The 14,749-nt window shown below is 58.7% G+C and carries 11 protein-coding genes; 4 read left to right on the top strand and 7 right to left on the bottom strand.

Annotation, left to right across the window (positions count from 1 at the left end):
- Window positions 1-2: 2 nt before the first annotated feature.
- Window positions 3-614, bottom strand: a complete 612-nt coding sequence (locus GGD63_RS32000; protein ID WP_183247976.1) for a hypothetical protein — start codon at window positions 612-614, stop codon at window positions 3-5.
- 165 nt (window positions 615-779) lie between these two features.
- On the opposite strand from GGD63_RS32000, the gene GGD63_RS31995 reads away from it, so the two are divergent.
- Together GGD63_RS31995 and GGD63_RS31990 are read left to right on the top strand one after the other, a co-directional pair.
- Entirely contained in the window at window positions 780-1,130 is a 351-nt protein-coding gene (locus GGD63_RS31995) for a helix-turn-helix domain-containing protein (RefSeq protein WP_183247974.1), read from the top strand.
- A gap of 10 nt (window positions 1,131-1,140) precedes the next feature.
- A complete protein-coding gene (locus tag GGD63_RS31990) occupies window positions 1,141-2,040 on the top strand; it encodes an ImmA/IrrE family metallo-endopeptidase (protein ID WP_183247972.1) in 900 nt (299 codons plus the stop codon).
- 13 nt (window positions 2,041-2,053) lie between these two features.
- On the opposite strand, the gene GGD63_RS31985 is transcribed toward GGD63_RS31990, so the two are convergent.
- The 4 genes from GGD63_RS31985 to GGD63_RS31970 form a co-directional block, all read right to left on the bottom strand.
- Complete coding sequence (locus tag GGD63_RS31985) at window positions 2,054-3,253, bottom strand: site-specific integrase (protein ID WP_246785746.1); 1,200 nt, start codon at window positions 3,251-3,253, stop codon at window positions 2,054-2,056.
- Window positions 3,254-3,437: 184 nt separating this feature from the next.
- Window positions 3,438-4,016 (bottom strand): type I restriction endonuclease, encoded by a 579-nt coding sequence (locus GGD63_RS31980; RefSeq protein WP_183247968.1) that lies wholly within the window; start codon window positions 4,014-4,016, stop codon window positions 3,438-3,440.
- A gap of 152 nt (window positions 4,017-4,168) precedes the next feature.
- Window positions 4,169-5,080 (bottom strand): nucleotidyl transferase AbiEii/AbiGii toxin family protein, encoded by a 912-nt coding sequence (locus tag GGD63_RS31975; protein WP_183247966.1) that lies wholly within the window; start codon window positions 5,078-5,080, stop codon window positions 4,169-4,171.
- Window positions 5,067-5,921, bottom strand: coding sequence for a type IV toxin-antitoxin system AbiEi family antitoxin domain-containing protein (locus GGD63_RS31970; protein WP_183247964.1), 855 nt, complete (start codon window positions 5,919-5,921; stop codon window positions 5,067-5,069). Before GGD63_RS31970 ends, GGD63_RS31975 begins: the two co-directional genes overlap by 14 nt.
- 577 nt (window positions 5,922-6,498) lie before the next feature.
- On the opposite strand from GGD63_RS31970, the gene GGD63_RS31965 reads away from it, so the two are divergent.
- Window positions 6,499-7,293, top strand: coding sequence for a trypsin-like peptidase domain-containing protein (locus GGD63_RS31965; RefSeq protein WP_183247962.1), 795 nt, complete (start codon window positions 6,499-6,501; stop codon window positions 7,291-7,293).
- 102 nt (window positions 7,294-7,395) lie between these two features.
- A protein-coding gene (locus GGD63_RS31960; RefSeq protein WP_183247961.1) for an IS5 family transposase occupies window positions 7,396-8,156 on the top strand; the annotation gives its coding sequence in 2 pieces (ribosomal slippage) (window positions 7,396-7,735 and window positions 7,735-8,156; 762 coding nt in all).
- 114 nt (window positions 8,157-8,270) lie between these two features.
- Here GGD63_RS31960 and GGD63_RS31955 read toward each other — a convergent pair.
- Entirely contained in the window at window positions 8,271-9,770 is a 1,500-nt protein-coding gene (locus GGD63_RS31955; RefSeq protein ID WP_183247959.1) for a hypothetical protein, read from the bottom strand.
- Window positions 9,770-14,674, bottom strand: a complete 4,905-nt coding sequence (locus GGD63_RS31950) for an ATP-binding protein (RefSeq protein WP_183247957.1) — start codon at window positions 14,672-14,674, stop codon at window positions 9,770-9,772. Before GGD63_RS31950 ends, GGD63_RS31955 begins: the two co-directional genes overlap by 1 nt.
- Window positions 14,675-14,749 lie beyond the last annotated feature (75 nt).

The raw sequence follows: 14,749 nt of genomic DNA, 5'->3' as shown, positions 1-14,749 counted from the left end.
GATCAGCCCTTTGGCGTTACTTCCTTGACGAGATCAAAACAGATCGAGCAGGTGCCTGCCGGCACGATATCACCAAGGTGTTCCGTCGAACGTGGCTGGACGGTGCTCTTGCAGAGCTGCAACACGTATTCGCCGGCCAGCGCGGCATCGATCGGAAATTTCGACCTAGCCCAGTCGGTGACGACTGCAACTGTCGTATTCGGAGCGAACCTGTGTTTTTTCGTCTGGTTGCTGAAATTCACCTCCACCGCGATACGGTGGCACTTGTGTGCGTGGACGTGACGGTGTCGCTCGAGATCGAGCACGGATAGCTTCAGGTCTATGTCGACTGCGGCGTGCTCGTCGACACCATCATCGATCTCGACCGCCTCTGTCAGGGATTCGGTGCACTCGCCAACAAAGAGGTGATATCCTTCTAGCGATTCCACGGTCTGAATGCGGCCCAATACGTCGCGCAGGGTTTCCTCGGCCGTGGCGAGCACCACGTCGGGCTTGAGACCTGATACGTGAATGAATAGCTCGAGGTCGTTCCGCGCCTGCTCCGGGCCGCCGCTGGCCGTAGGAACCGACGCGGCGAGGACATTCGGCGGCGAGTCTTGAGTTTGGTCGGTCATTTTTATCGTCTCCAGGATTGCGTGGTATTGTGCGCTCCGCGAATAATAGTGCGCAATGTACGCCCGATATATCATGCACTGCCCGATCGAGTCAAATAATAGTTGCCATTGCCCGATATTTCGGGCAAACTGAGCCAAATCAAAGACTTGAACGTGGGAGAAGTCGTGAGTCTTTCCAAAACACTCCGCGAAATACGTTTGGTGCGTGGGCACAGCCTGCGGGAGGTGGAGGACGCCACCCGCATTTCCAATACCTATTTGTCGCAATTGGAACGTGGTGACGCGTCGAAACCATCACCGGACAAACTGCAGGCCTTGGCTGAGTTCTACAAAGTCCCCTACACCGATCTCATGCGCGAGGCCGGCTATTTGCAGAAGACGGAGCGCGCCGATGGTAAACCACGCCTAAATCCGAGTGCGGTCCAGTCAGCACTCATGACGGCGAATTTGTCGCCTGACGAAGAGGAACAGGTGGTGAAATATATCCAGTTCCTACGTTTTAATAACAAGAAGTGAGGCAAAGCGAATGGCCTTACCGAAACAGAGGATCGCGGTAAGGCCCGAGTCGGAGTCGAGAATTTCCGATCTCGTTCGGAAGCTTGTACGAGAGGCTAATGCCGAAGGCGTGTTGCCGACGCCAATCGACCGCTTGTTTGAAATCGCCAAAGTCACCAATATCGCGGAATTGCCGGACGAAGGCTTCCTGAAGACCCTTCCGGAGAAGGCAAAGGGCTTTTTTCGGAGCGCGATGCAGAAGATTCGTGGCATCGCAGACATTAGAACGCGCGAGACTTACATCCCGCCTGATCCGCGCAACGGTCGCGAGCTTTTCGTAAAGGCCCATGAACTGGGCCATCAGGTGATGCCCTGGCATGCGGTTGATCTCGCCTATCTTGACGATGGTGAGTCGCTGTCGCCGGACGCTAGAGCCCTCTTTGAAATTGAGGCCAACTTTTTCGGATCCGAGACCATCTTTCAGGGAAGTCGGTTTCGATCCCTCGCCCGAGACTATCAGCCAAACTTCCCAGCGGTCTTCAAACTTGCCGAGCAACATGGCGCGTCTAAGCAAGCGACGGCTTGGCGTTTTGTCGAGGAGCAAGATGAGGCTCTCGCGTTGCTCCTTTACTATCCGGCGAACGCGATTGATCAGGAGGGCAACCGGGTGCTGGGAATCTGGCGTTCGGTCGGTTCACCCGCATTTAACAAGCGGTATGTCGAAATCGACATTCCCCCAACCATCCATACAGGCCACCCGTGGGTTGCGGCAAGGGACATAGGCCGCCCGTGCGATGGAAACGAGAGCCTATTGGTTGATGGTCAAAGTGTCGTCTTCCAATGGCATGCTTGGTGGAACGGCTACACTTTGCTCGTCTTTCTGCGTCGTAAGCCGGTAGTCAGATTGGTTACCGATTGGCTGAAGAGTTAAGGCGGAGAACCACCTATCCAAACATGTTATCGGCAATGGCATCCATTGCCCTCTTATGGTCGTCCGACTTGAACAGGTGACCGTAGCGGTCCATCGTGACCTGAAGGCTGCTATGGCCGGCAAAGGTCTGAACCGTCTTGGGTTTCAGATCGGCCTCGATCCAGCATGACACCGCGAAATGTCGCAAGGCGTGCCAGTTGAAGCGCTCGGGTGGCGGCGCGTTCAGTCCTTCCTTCTTGTACTTTTCCTCAACGAGGTCGAACAGGGGAAGGAACTTGCGCTTCACCATATTGTCGTGGCTCGTGTACCAGCCGCGCTTGTTCGGGAAGACGAGGTCCTCGGCCTTCTTGCGCTTGGTACGCAGCTTCCATTCCTTGAGCATGAGGACAAGCTGCTGCGACAAGGGGATCGTCCTCATGCCGGCGGCTGTCTTGGTGACATCCTCGTCACCATAGGAATCCACCCGGGTTTCGATCGTTACCTCGGCTTTGGCAAGATCAAGGTGATGCCAGCGTAGCGCGTGCAACTCGCCCGCCCTGATGCCGGTCGCACTGGCGAACGCAAGTTTCACTCTAAAATCCTGGTCGGCAACCGCCAGCAATGCGCGAATTGCTTCTTTGCTGGGCGGCACGACCTTTCGAGCGCCCTCTTCGCGCCGACCGATTACCTTCACGCCTTTCGCAACATTGATCGCGACCCAATCAAGGCTGACGGCGTTACCGACAATCTGTTGCAGGGTGCTCAAGATTTTGCGGGTGGTAACGACCGTGACACCGGCTTCCCGAAGGCGGTCCCGAAAATCTGTCACGACACGGGTCCGCAAATTCGACATCTTGATGCCGCCGTCGAACAACTTGAGACGCGCGACGCGCTTCTTGCCCTCGTGGCGCTTCGGATCTGGACAGATGTAATTGTAGACGTGACCTTCCATCACCTTGTAGTTCTTGGTCGTCATGCGTTCGCGTCGCTGGCGTCGGCCCTCGCAGTAGTCGAGAAAAGCAACAGCGGCGTCCTTGACCGTGAACTTCGCGGCGTCACCCCGGAACGTTCCGGCGAGCATCTGCCCTTCCGTAGCAATCCGGAAAGCATCGGCTTCCTTGCGGCTGTCGAACTGGCGCCGTTCGCGATGACCGGTGGCGTCGGCAACGTCGGCCACCCAGACCGTCGTTTCCGTACCGTCGGCGTTTTTCCAACTGCGCTTGCGGACTGACATGATCATTACCCCTGCAACAGACTAGCACGCGTGCAATGAGCACTTCTCAAAAATCCTCTTGCAGGGCGAATGCATTGCAAGACATTCCCACATATTCCCAACTCGATTCTAGACGAGGGAGATTCCGCGACGCAATCGAATAATCAGCCCTCAGCGCTTCGATACTTTTGGGTACGGCGCCTGCTTAATACTTGCCGTCTGCGATGATGTTCATTGTGAGCAGGAGGCGCTCGTGGCCCTTGAGGATCGCTTCAACCGTGCGGTTGATGGCGATCTGTTGATAGTATCGCTCGTCTTTACCGCCGGTGTGATTGAACGGAGTCAGGAGTCGCTCGCCGACCTCGACTTTTCCGAGGCCTTGTCCTGCTTGATAACGCGCCCAAAGCTCTTGGGGCGTTGCGTAGTCTGTGACGTGGGTTTCCTTGCCGGTGAAATAGTCGATTTCAATGATGTCATGCCCGTTGGTCGCATAAGCGAATGCGAGGCCGAGCATTTCAGCGTAAGTGCGGGCCTGCTGGACGGCATCGGCAGCGGTCTTGTAGGCCGCTTTGGCCTCGACCACTGCAAGCGGAAAATCGCGCATGTAGCGCAGAAGGTAATCAACTCGCTTCGGTGGCTTGCGGATGAAGCCTTTCCCGACCGGAACGACACGGCCGTCTGTAATCGTCCGCTGCTCGGCGATGGAGTGAGGATCGCTATCCCAACCCGCACTTTGAAGTTTGGGTACAACGAATTTTCGGCAGGTGTCCGCTTCTGTGGCCATTCCATAAGACCAAATCGGATTGAGAAAGGAAAGAAGGACAACTTAAGGCAGCTTGTCGCGGAGGTAGTAACGTCCGCATTCTGGTCAAAAGAGATTCCAGCAAAGTACAATAAAATCAATCCCCTAATGACACGGATAACCTAAAGTACCACTTAATTGAACAGCACCTTTTCAAGAGCCTCCACGAGTTGGGTGCGGCGCTCCTTCGTGAGCTTGTCGAGGTTCTGCTGGCGCCATTTGACGGCTGGTAGATTGGCCGCGTCGGGCACGCCGAGGAGACCCCAATCCGGTTGCCCTCTCTCGAACGACACCAGGAATTTTCGGTGATCGGCCGGCATCTTGCCAACGATCTCATCAACAAGCTTCTTACGCGCCGTTATCAGTTCGTCCTTTGATACGGGCTTGTCGGTCATGCCTTCAAAGCCGTGAAGGAATTCATCGCTGATATCTTTCTGGGGGGACGCAAGGACCTCGGACATTGGACGGTCGTGACTTAATAGGTAGACGATGAACGCCTTGCGTATCTCATCCGTAATGCCTTCGTTCGCCAGCAGGTCGCGAACATCGAACAAATCGCGGGGATGCTGTCGATCCAGCGCGGCAACGATCTTACCGGCATAGAGATCGGCGAAGGAGACCGTGCGGGTCTCTGCAAACCCAAACTCGTTTTCGACGGCGGGCCGCGCGGCGGTTAGAGCGGGCTCGAAGACACATCCGCGCAACACAGGCGTAACTTCAATCTTGATCTGGACGTTCTGGGAACGAACGACAAGCTTGACGGTGGCCCCCTCTCTTTGAGTCTCGTGCACGTGCGCGCCTGGGATCTTCTCTTTGATCTTTACGACTATGCGTTTCATCGCAGCGTCTATGTCGGCAAGGGATTCAGCTCGCGGCGCTACGGGGACATAAGTAAGATCAATATCGACAGACAGTCGGGGCATGTCTCGGACGAACAGATTGATCGCGGTGCCGCCTTTCAGGGCAAAGCATTCTTCCTCGGTGACGAACGGAAGAACGCGCAGCAGAAGTGCGACCTGTTTTTTGTAAACGTCAGCGAACGCCATTGAGGTCTCCGGGGACGGTTATCTGATAGGTAGGATCGAGGACGCCACCTCTAACGAGCATACGTTTGCCGTGGCCCAGGTCGACGGTTTCTTTGCTGAGGCGTTTGAGCCAGGCATGGTTGTGGCGGTCGGCGAAGTAGAAGAATAGACGCTTGACCTTCACGCTCGCGCAATCTTGCAGGAGCTTCTGCAGGCGATCCGGCCGAAGATTGGCGAGGCCGCCAAGTAGAGCATCGACTTGCTCGAAACTTTCATTGTTGGGCAATTCGTCGAGCAGCTCAAAGACAGCGCGCTCAGGCGTCGATAAGGTCAAAGGCCAATCCCATTGTCCCCAGTTCAGTTGAGCTACGTCGCCTCCTCGAAAGGCCGTGACGTCAAGCATCTTCCCAGTTTCGACATTCCAACGGACGCTGCTTATGCCTTTCGCAACGGGTTCGTTTTCGAAGAGCCGCCGGTCGTTGTGGTAGATTAACTTGACGGACAGCGGCAACTTCTGAACCCAGGGCGGCGGCGCCTTTGGTCCATAGAGATGAACACGCGTCGTCGATTGCGGAAGGTAATGCGCATAGCCTTGCAGTTCGAGCGCCGTCCGCCCGCCAACCACAAGCGGTGAATAGTTGAGGATGGTCTGTAGGGATATGACGACCTGTTGCCAGCTTAGGGCGCCACGCGGCCGCCGGAAGACACCTCGGCTGGGCTGTTCGAGCCAGCCTGACTTTACGTACAGGTTTTGAAGCTGGGTGGAGTAGCCGTGGCTTTTGAGCCAGGCCGAATCCACCAGCAGCCCCTCCGGGAGGAGCTTGTCGAGCTGGTTTAGAAGGTGCCATCTTGATCTAGCCATGCTTGATAATATGACATATATTCAAACCAAAGTCGAGTTTGAAAAATCACATATAAATCAAGTCATTATTGATAAAACCAGAAATCAATAAACCGCTTCAGGCGCGCTCCTACCAGAACGAGCATCGGCTGCGATAAGCTTCCTGGTCATGAATCAACGCACGCAAACCTACTTCGACGAACTCGTCAGGCGCGCCGTAACCGCGTTACCGATCCCACGCGAACCACAACCTCTCGCCCAACCCAACGCGTGCCACGAGAATTGCGACGAATTCGCTAGGCGTCACGCCGGCTATGAAGTCGTTCGCGGATGGCTTGTATTCGGAGGCCATTGGTTCGTGCCACACAGCGTGGTCCGTCAAGCCGCGTCACGTGAGATGACCGACATAACCCCCGATCCAAGCAACGGCGGCGCGATTCCTTTCGTCGAACACATGGGATCGGAAGATGATTTCGCCGTGCTGCGCCAAGGGCGAGATGGTGGCTGGTTACATGTCTCAGCCTGATTTAGCCTCCGTAATATGAGTGAACCGCGCCTGAGGCCATTGCCAGGCACCGCATCCGCTGGAAGCTGGCGTATGCACAATGCCGACGACGTAATCGCCGATGGGCGTCTCGCTACATTTGCGGTTTTGAAGCGGCCGACACCGTCAACAGTTGCCTTGATCGGCACGGGCTTTTACCTGCAACCAAAAGGTGGCTTCGCGACGGCTGCGCATGTGGCCCTGGAGGCCGAACAACAGCTTGCCGCCACGCCGGATTCGGTTGGCATAGCCCACACCCTTCCCAACGGCAAAACCCGGTTTCTTCCGATCTGGAAATTCTTCGTTCATCCAACCGCAGACGTGGCGTTCGGGATTCCTCGTTACGAATTTGTCGACGACACGTCTGGCAACGTCATTAAGCCAAAGGTTTTGTCGTTGACATCGCAGATGCCGGAGATCGGCGCGAAGGTGAGCACATGGGGTTACCCACTCCATCGAGTAATCGACGATCCTGCGGGCCAGTCGGTACACCTTCAGCCCGACTTTTACGATGGCGTATTAGAAGAATATTTTCTGGATCGCGGCCCTTCGGCAAAGCTTAAACCGCCCTATTTCCGGACCAGCATCAACCTGCATGGGGGCTCAAGTGGCGGCCCCGTCTTCAACGCTGCCGGAGAAGTTTTTGGCGTGGCGTCATGCAGCTACGATGGCGCAACAGACATTGCGTTCGTCACACCCATAGGCACGCTGCTTGAGCTTGAGATACCTGAGCACATTTCTGATTCCGTCAAGGGAGGCCCGACCGTCAGCCTGCGTGAACTTGTAAGTCGCGGCCGGATCGTGGCCGACGCGTGTTCGTCACCGTTCCTCGGCAAGGGAGGAGCATGATGCGTGTAAGCAACAAAAGCTGTCGATTGACTACTAGGGTCTGTACCTAATTAGCGAACTCTGATTCCCTCGCAGCGGGTTGATTCCACGCGGGGGACTTCGATGCGCAAAGGACTGTTCTGGCTCAACGACAAGCAATGGGCTGTGATAGAGCCGCATCTGCCAACGAACCAGACCGGACCGGTGCGCGACGACGATCGACGCGTCATCAGCGGTATCATTCACATGCTTCAGTGCGGCGCACGCTGGCGCGATTGCCCGCCCGACTATGGTCCGTACACGACGATCTACAATCGTTTCAATCGCTGGGCCAAGCGCGGACATTGGCGGGCGATCTTTGAAACGCTCGCCCGCTGCGGCAAAGACGGCGTGACTTTGTCCATCGACTCCACCACGATCAAAGCGCATCGCTCGGCGAGCGGCGGAAAAGGGGGGAGCATGACCAAGCGATCGGCCGCTCGCGCGGCGGACGGACCACGAAAATCCACGCGCTGAGCGACCCTGACTGCAGACCTTGCGCATTTCATCTCACTCCAGGCCAGGACGCTGATATTGCCGCAGCGCCAGCCCTTTTGGAACTCGCGCCACCCATGTCTGCCCTCATTGGCGACAAAGGGTACGACGGCGACGGCTTTCGAGCCGAAATCGTCGATCGTGGTGCCAAGCCCGTCATTCCAAACAAATCCAACAGGGTCACTCTCCACAGCTTCAGCAAACGCGCCTACAAGGGGCGCAACGTCATCGAGCGCTGTTTCTGCCGCCTCAAGGATTTCAGGCGTGTCGCAACTCGCTACGACAAACTAGCCAGGAACTTCTTGGCTGCCGTCCATCTCGCCGCCATCGTTGCCTATTGGATCAATTGAGTCCGAGCCCTAGTACTCTCTCGAGGCTTGGGCCAAGCGCAGGGGTCCACCAATCAAACCTTGCGTCAATGCTCGAGCACAGGCCGCCCCGCGGCGCGGCGGCAACCTTGTACGTTACGAGTTAATAGCCTGCTCTCCAGATTGTGGAGCCGCGGAACCTCGAGCGGCGAACCCGCAAGGCAAGCGATTGAGTTCGACTGCCGGCCAACAAACATCCTGGAACACACAGGCTCGACAGCACAGGTATTCTTCAAACGCGGAGACCAGGCAGCGTCGTTGCCGGCGGTCGTGCACGCCGCGGTGTGCGCAATGATGAAGCTCAAGCGTAGTAAAAAAAGACGCAGGTTCAAAGCTGCGGCTTACCACCGGAGCGCTTAGTTTATTCTCTCGAAGGGTGAGGCAGTCGCTCCAATTGTGCCCGGCGCATGGATCGACGGTAGGATGCGGCAGGCAATAGTGGGTATCCGTGCCGGTGGCGAGCAAGAATTCGTCAGGCCTTGGCGATGATTTCAGGAATGTCGCGGTTTGCGAGGCGACGGCCGGAATTCGACCATTCGCCAATGTTGGGAATCCCGGAAAATCAGACAAAGACGAAGCCATGAGCGTGGTATTGAGTTCGCGGTTCACGGTTTGCAGAAGCGCAACCGAGCTGGCCTCGACTTCCTGAAAGTGTCGCGCCAGGTGGCTGTAGTCGTGAGGTACCGCGATGCGGGAACGATGGCTATCAATGATGGAGATTAGTTGGCCATCCCGGCGTTCGAGAACGATTGCCGGATAGAGATTGATCTGCGGAAACGCATCGAAGTGTGCGCCGTCTCGCTTGCGCGCGATCCAAAGCGCATGAAAGAGACGCGCAACATCCGCAGGAGCCACATAGCTCGACAGGTGGCTCGGCTGGATGAGGTCTGGTGGATCGTTGATCAGCGCCTGACGCGCCAGATATTCGTAAATTTCGTCGGAGCGGGCGACGGCATCGCGCTCGTCAATGACGCGGATGTTAGCCGGAGTAACGTTGCCTCGGGCAACGAATGTTTCATAGGGGTCCGTGAAGATGACCCACCAGCGGCCCGCCGTAATGGCAAGGCACTGCACCACATGCCCACTTTGCTTGTGGAGCGTCGTTACGTATTGGTGGAGCTTGTGCAGCCATTCCGCCCATTCGAGGATGACCGGGGACTGGTTGGGCTGGCCACCGGCTTTGCAATGCTCGATAGCCTTCGCGATCAAAGCCTCATGGCTTGAGGGGCTCGTGAGGACTTGCTGCGCGGCACCGCCAAATGACGGCGTCACCAGCGGTTTTGCCCATGCCTTGGCCTCTACGATCAACAGCGGCACGCGTGTCGTGGGATTGACGCCAAGATAGTCAAGGAAGAGCGTGGTATCGCCTTGAGCGCGGGCCTCTTCGACGACCTGTTGTGTCAGCCGCCCGAGATCCCAGCCGAGCGCGGCGGGGATGTCGTCAATGACATATCGCCGGGTCGTATGTTCAAGCGGATCACGATAGGCTGCGCCGATAAAAGCCGGAGGCCCCGATCCGCTCGACCGCGGCTTGAACGCATCGAAGATATCGTGGAGCGTGGTCTTGAAGCGCGCCTTGTCGCGGGGCCCGTTCACTAGAGCAATTCCGGCAGGCGATAAAGGAGACGCCGGGCGGAGGGCCATCCGGCATCGACGAAGGCTTCGAGGCAGGCGACCAGCTGATTCCGCCGCTCATGGTTGTCGAACACCTCGCGGTGATCGGCAAGAAAAACGCCGATCACCTGGACAAAGCGATCTGCACCAAGCGACTCGAATTGGAATCGTTGTTTGCGTCCGGCTGTAAGCAGCGCATGCGCGACCAAGTCGAACACGCGCGGGGCATCGGCGGGAATCAGGTAACCGAGCATCTCGATCAAGTGAAAGATCGTGTGCGGCGTGCCAACATCGCCGATCCGGTGAAAAGTCGCGTGGTTGTCATTGAAAAACGCGGCTTTCACCGCGTCGTTGGCGAGCGGCTCATCTTCATTTGCGTTGTCGCGGAACGCGCCGGACGCGAAGTAGAATTGATCGCCCATGTTGTCTAGCAGCTTGGCGAACGTAGTTGCAGTCGCGTTCGCGGCCTGCGTTTGGTTCTCGCGCGGGAGGTCGAAGTAGCGTTGCAGGCCGGATGCGCATGCTTCGACAATTTCGGCAGCAAACTGTTGGCATCGCGACCGTATCGCGGCATCGTTCGCGTCGTTTGTGCCGTACCCGACAACAAGACCGCCACGGATCGAATGAATGGCGTGGCTAATTTCGGGTTCATGGGCTGGCGGGTCCGACAGCCATCGATCGAGCCGCGCGCGTGCCGCGCTACGAGTATGTGTTACCCACAAAATGACCGTGATGCTGCCGAGTGCATCCATGAGCTCGTTCTTGTCGTCAGCCTGGAATTGCTCGGCCTTCGGCAGGATAGCGAACACGAGCTGTTCGACGCGTGCGGGATCGACATGGAGAACGCGCGTCAGGAAATCTGCGAAGAATTGCAGGACTCGCGCGTTCGTTTCGTGCTCGGCAAAGGTGTCGGCGAGGTCCCACATGAGCTCGCGGGCATTATCCCAAAGCATGACAAGCCGCCACGCAATGGCGAACCGGACGGCGGGATGGGTATCGCGCGCCAGACGGCGCAAGTCGTCGAGGAAACGTGCCGCTGTCTCGGCATCGATCCGGCAGAGATTCATGACGGCTTCAGCGCCATCAACCCGCCCCCCTCGGACGGACGCAAGCGCGGTTTCGTCCTTGGACTCGTCTTCCTCGGTGATGATCGGCGTCGTGTCGGCGAGCAGCGTGTCGAGCAGCTCGCAGAGTGCGGCGATCGCGTCGGGCCGCGCCCGGAGCGCATCGGTATTTTCGGACAGTTTTGTGCAGCCGCGGCCGACTATATCCTTGGCGTATGAAACGACCTTGGCGCCTGCCGCGCCGGTTTCTTCGTCGGCTGCGTGCCACAGGGCGCGCAACAGCGCCACGCCCTCATGCGGGTCGGCTGTAATCGGGCCTTGCGGATCGAGACCGAACTGCCTGTTGATCTCTTCGAGTTGAGCGAGGAGCTCGGCGTTCGGCGAGGCCGTCACGTCAACATCGTCTTCGCGCAGCCACCAATAACGGTCATCGCCGGGGCCCGACCATGAGGTGATTTCGAATGGGCGGGGATTGGTCTGGCCCCGGATATCTGCGGGAGCATCCTGGAGAACTTGCCGGGCTCCCGGGGTGACCAGATGGTCGGCGCCAATCGTCCGGAAAACCCGCAGCTGGAAATGCTGTCGGGCTCTTTCTGGCGACTTCGAAAGGGGAAATTCGATGGCGATCACGTCGCGTTCAAAGATCTGGCGAGCTTCGATCGTCTGCGCGGCGTAGCCGGACGCGATGAGGTCGATAGCGTCCTTGCTTGTGTCCTGCGACAGGAGGAAGGGACGCTGTGCAGCGAAGGGCGAAAGCAGAGCGGCAAGCGGTCCGCCGCGCCTGGAGGCGGCGCCGAATAAGCGCGACCAGAGAAGCGCCAGCCGGTTACGAGCGATGACTTCGCCGGCCAATTGGAGCGCTTCGTCCTCGCTCGCCGCTGTCAGGCGCGCCGAAAATGCCTGGACAAGACTAACGCCATTATCGCTGTGCCTGTCGTTCGGGTTCCAAGCCCAGATATGACTACGGTCGTCGATGAGCCTGCCGGTCGAGGTGCCCGCGCGTACGGCAATCTCCTCGGCAGACTGATCGAGGGGGTGTGCCGTTTCGACATAGGCGTCGAGAGCCGCGACAAGAGCGCGCACGCCCTCGATGGGGTGCGCTTGAAGGAAGCGCGGAAAGGCTTCCTTCAGTGTCCATCGCGCCATCTCGTAGTCTTGCCGCCGATTGCTGTGCAGCGGCAAGATTTGGCTATCGCCAATATTGGTCCGCTCGTCTTCGGTGGCGGCGTGACTGAAGACGCCCTGGTAGATGGCGGGTACAAACGAAGGATCTCCGTTCCCAATCTTGAGCACCTTCCGCGCCAGCCAAGGCATCTCTTCATGGGCGTGTTCACGCAGCCGGTCAGGTGCGAGGAGCTGTTCCAGACAGCGGCGCGATGCGACGATGTCACTTTCAAAGGTATCGGCGACAAAGCCGACCGCGGCCGACGCAATCTGGGACCAATTGCCGGTCTGGTGAATGGCGTAGTCGAGCAGCCGACGCGAGGCGAGACCGAGCTCGGCCAGTTGCTGCGGCGTTAAGGTCCGCTCGGAGAGCAGAAAGAGCAACGTGCGCAGCGGCCATGCGATATCCGCAAGGTGGTTGCTGGCAGCAGATGCGAGAGTGCACCAGGGACCGAGCTGGAGCGCTTGGCCGTCTTCGATTCTGACGGAGAGAGCGCCCACAATGTGGGAGAACGCTTGAAATGCTAGCTGCCGCGTGGCTGGAGCTCCTGAAAGGAGTGTCGTGAAGCCGCGCATGTCATCGGCCATGGTTGGCAATTCGCATGCCGCGCGCGCGGCAACGCTGCGCGCAACGGGATCGGAAGTATGGTCACCGGCAAAATGCGCGACGGCCTGCCAGAACTCCTGATGGCCGGCTGACCCGGTAACCCACAAGTCTTGCAGCGCATAGGAAAGCGCTGGAGCGAGCATAAGCCCGAGGCCGCGATCGCGGCGCAAGAGGTCGCCTGTGGCTTCGACATCTGCGGGGTCGATGAAGACGCGGCTCGCGGCATAATCGAACAGGATATGATGACGAAACGCAACGTAGCGGTTGCCAGCGACGCCGATGAGCACGTTGTTGCGCAAGAGCCGGTCGAACGCCGCTGTGTCGCTCTGCGCGACTGTCAATCGGCTCGCTTGCAGACCGCGGTTGGTAACCATCTGCTCGACGGCGGCTCGCAGGCACAGGTCGGCGCCGCTGCCGAGCGGGTTGATACGATGTTGCCAATAGAGCGCGAGTAACTCGACCTGGAGGCTCACGCCGCCGAACACGTCCGGCGACACGCCATCGCCAATCAGGTCGGCGAGCAGGCGGGTATTAAATGGCACGCGTGCCAGATCGCGGAGGCGATCACCGGCGCGATCGAGCACAGCCGCGATCGAGGGGGCCCTTTGCCGGAGCTGGTCGAGCTCGTCATCGGACCAGCGCGGAATGTGGAGGTGGCGAACATTGGGAAACGCGGAATCAACGTATTGGTCCGAGGGTGGCTCGCCTTCAAACAGGTTCTTGAATTGCTCGCCGAGCTTGAGATCGAAAGTCCGGATAGATGCGATGACGCGCCAACGATTACCGGGCAGTTCGAGTATTTCCGAGATGAGGGACCGGAACACGGCCTCGCTCTTGCCGCCTCGTGTGGCGTCAAGCGCATCGATGAACAGGAACGCGGGTCCGGCGCCGGGCCAGTTTTCGAGAACCTGCCGGACGCCGTTATCCAGTTCAAGCGCGATCCGAAGCCCGTCAAGAGAATCAACAAGGAGGCGATCGACCGCCAGCTCTATGACCTCGTTGCCTGCCGCGCGGAGACGCTCGGCGGCCGCGCTGACGACGGCGCTTTTGCCTGCGCCGGGTTCGCCGACAAGAACCAGCGATCCGTCGCTGGCCGCTTCGACGGTCGCGGCCGTGCAGTCGCGCTCGATCTTGATCTCGACATCGCCAACTCTGGTCTCTTCATATTGAGTCAAATGTGCCTGAACGCGCGCACTGTAGTTGCGCAGGCGTTCAACATCGAGCCGATAGGTAGGCGCGGCGCGAAGCCGCACGCCACGGCCTGCCAAGGCTTGGCGCAGCTCGGCGGCGTCGGTGCCGCGTCTGGTCGCCATAAGCCGTTCGCAAAGGCGTTCGACCGTCGAGAAGGCCGCCGATGCGTCGGCCGCATTCTCGGTGACGTGCGCGAGCGTTTCGACCGCTGCGGTGCGGTCCGGTCCATCAAGATTAAAGTCGATGATCGAAAGGAAGCGTATGATGCTATCAAGTTCGTCGCTGTCGGGGGCGACGCCGTGGATTTTCTGCCATGCGCCGGCAAGCAGCGCCCGCATTTTGTCGAGGGCTTGCTGCTGAGCTTGAGGCAGAGGAGCGGCGGCGGGTGCCTGCGTCGAGGCCAGCGCAATGGCCAGGTCACGCTTGATCGTGCCCGGCGCGTCAGGGCCGACCGCGATGAGCATCCGGTCCCGTTCGGTAACGAGCGGTCGGTCCCAGCCGCGTTCGCCTGTTCCGCAAGCGCAGGCTTGAAACTGGCGGATGATTTGCTCGGCCGTTTTTCCGAGTTCGCTATCCGGTTTCGTCGAAAGGGAAAGGCTTGTCTTTGCCTGAACGAAGACCCAGCCGCCGGCGCTGGTCTCGACAAGAACGTCATCGAGCGGAGCTTCGGTCTCGAAACGGATCGAGCGCAGGTTGGCATTGCCAAGCCGAAGCCGCTCATCGAGACTGCGGTCCGCAAGAAGGCGGCACGCGAAAGCGGCGCCTACCGCAGCCTGAAAGCTCACGCCGGCTGCGGTGGCGTTGCCGCCACCTGTGGCGAGAAGATCGTCTTCTGTAGGTGATTGCCGATCAGGTGCCATAGAACAAGTGATTCAGTGGACGGACGGTCGCGGTCAAGCGGCGCGTTTGGACTTGAGCGACTCTAGAGATTCGGC

The sequence above is a fragment of the Bradyrhizobium sp. cir1 genome (assembly GCF_014198245.1).
In the GTDB taxonomy this organism is placed as follows: Bacteria; Pseudomonadota; Alphaproteobacteria; order Rhizobiales; family Xanthobacteraceae; genus Bradyrhizobium.
This window is presented reverse-complemented; position numbering and strand designations above follow the sequence as displayed.

What these genes read in the sequence shown, in the direction of transcription:
- GGD63_RS32000 (WP_183247976.1), bottom strand. Translation starts at nt 614, where the DNA reads ATGACCGACCAAACTCAAGACTCGCCGCCGAATGTCCTCGCCGCGTCG.
- GGD63_RS31990 (WP_183247972.1), top strand. Translation starts at nt 1,141, where the DNA reads ATGGCCTTACCGAAACAGAGGATCGCGGTAAGGCCCGAGTCGGAGTCG.
- GGD63_RS31985 (WP_246785746.1), bottom strand. Translation starts at nt 3,253, where the DNA reads ATGTCAGTCCGCAAGCGCAGTTGGAAAAACGCCGACGGTACGGAAACG.
- GGD63_RS31950 (WP_183247957.1), bottom strand. Translation starts at nt 14,674, where the DNA reads ATGGCACCTGATCGGCAATCACCTACAGAAGACGATCTTCTCGCCACA.
- GGD63_RS31965 (WP_183247962.1), top strand. Translation starts at nt 6,499, where the DNA reads ATGCACAATGCCGACGACGTAATCGCCGATGGGCGTCTCGCTACATTT.
- GGD63_RS31980 (WP_183247968.1), bottom strand. Translation starts at nt 4,016, where the DNA reads ATGGCCACAGAAGCGGACACCTGCCGAAAATTCGTTGTACCCAAACTT.
- GGD63_RS31970 (WP_183247964.1), bottom strand. Translation starts at nt 5,921, where the DNA reads ATGGCTAGATCAAGATGGCACCTTCTAAACCAGCTCGACAAGCTCCTC.
- GGD63_RS31975 (WP_183247966.1), bottom strand. Translation starts at nt 5,080, where the DNA reads ATGGCGTTCGCTGACGTTTACAAAAAACAGGTCGCACTTCTGCTGCGC.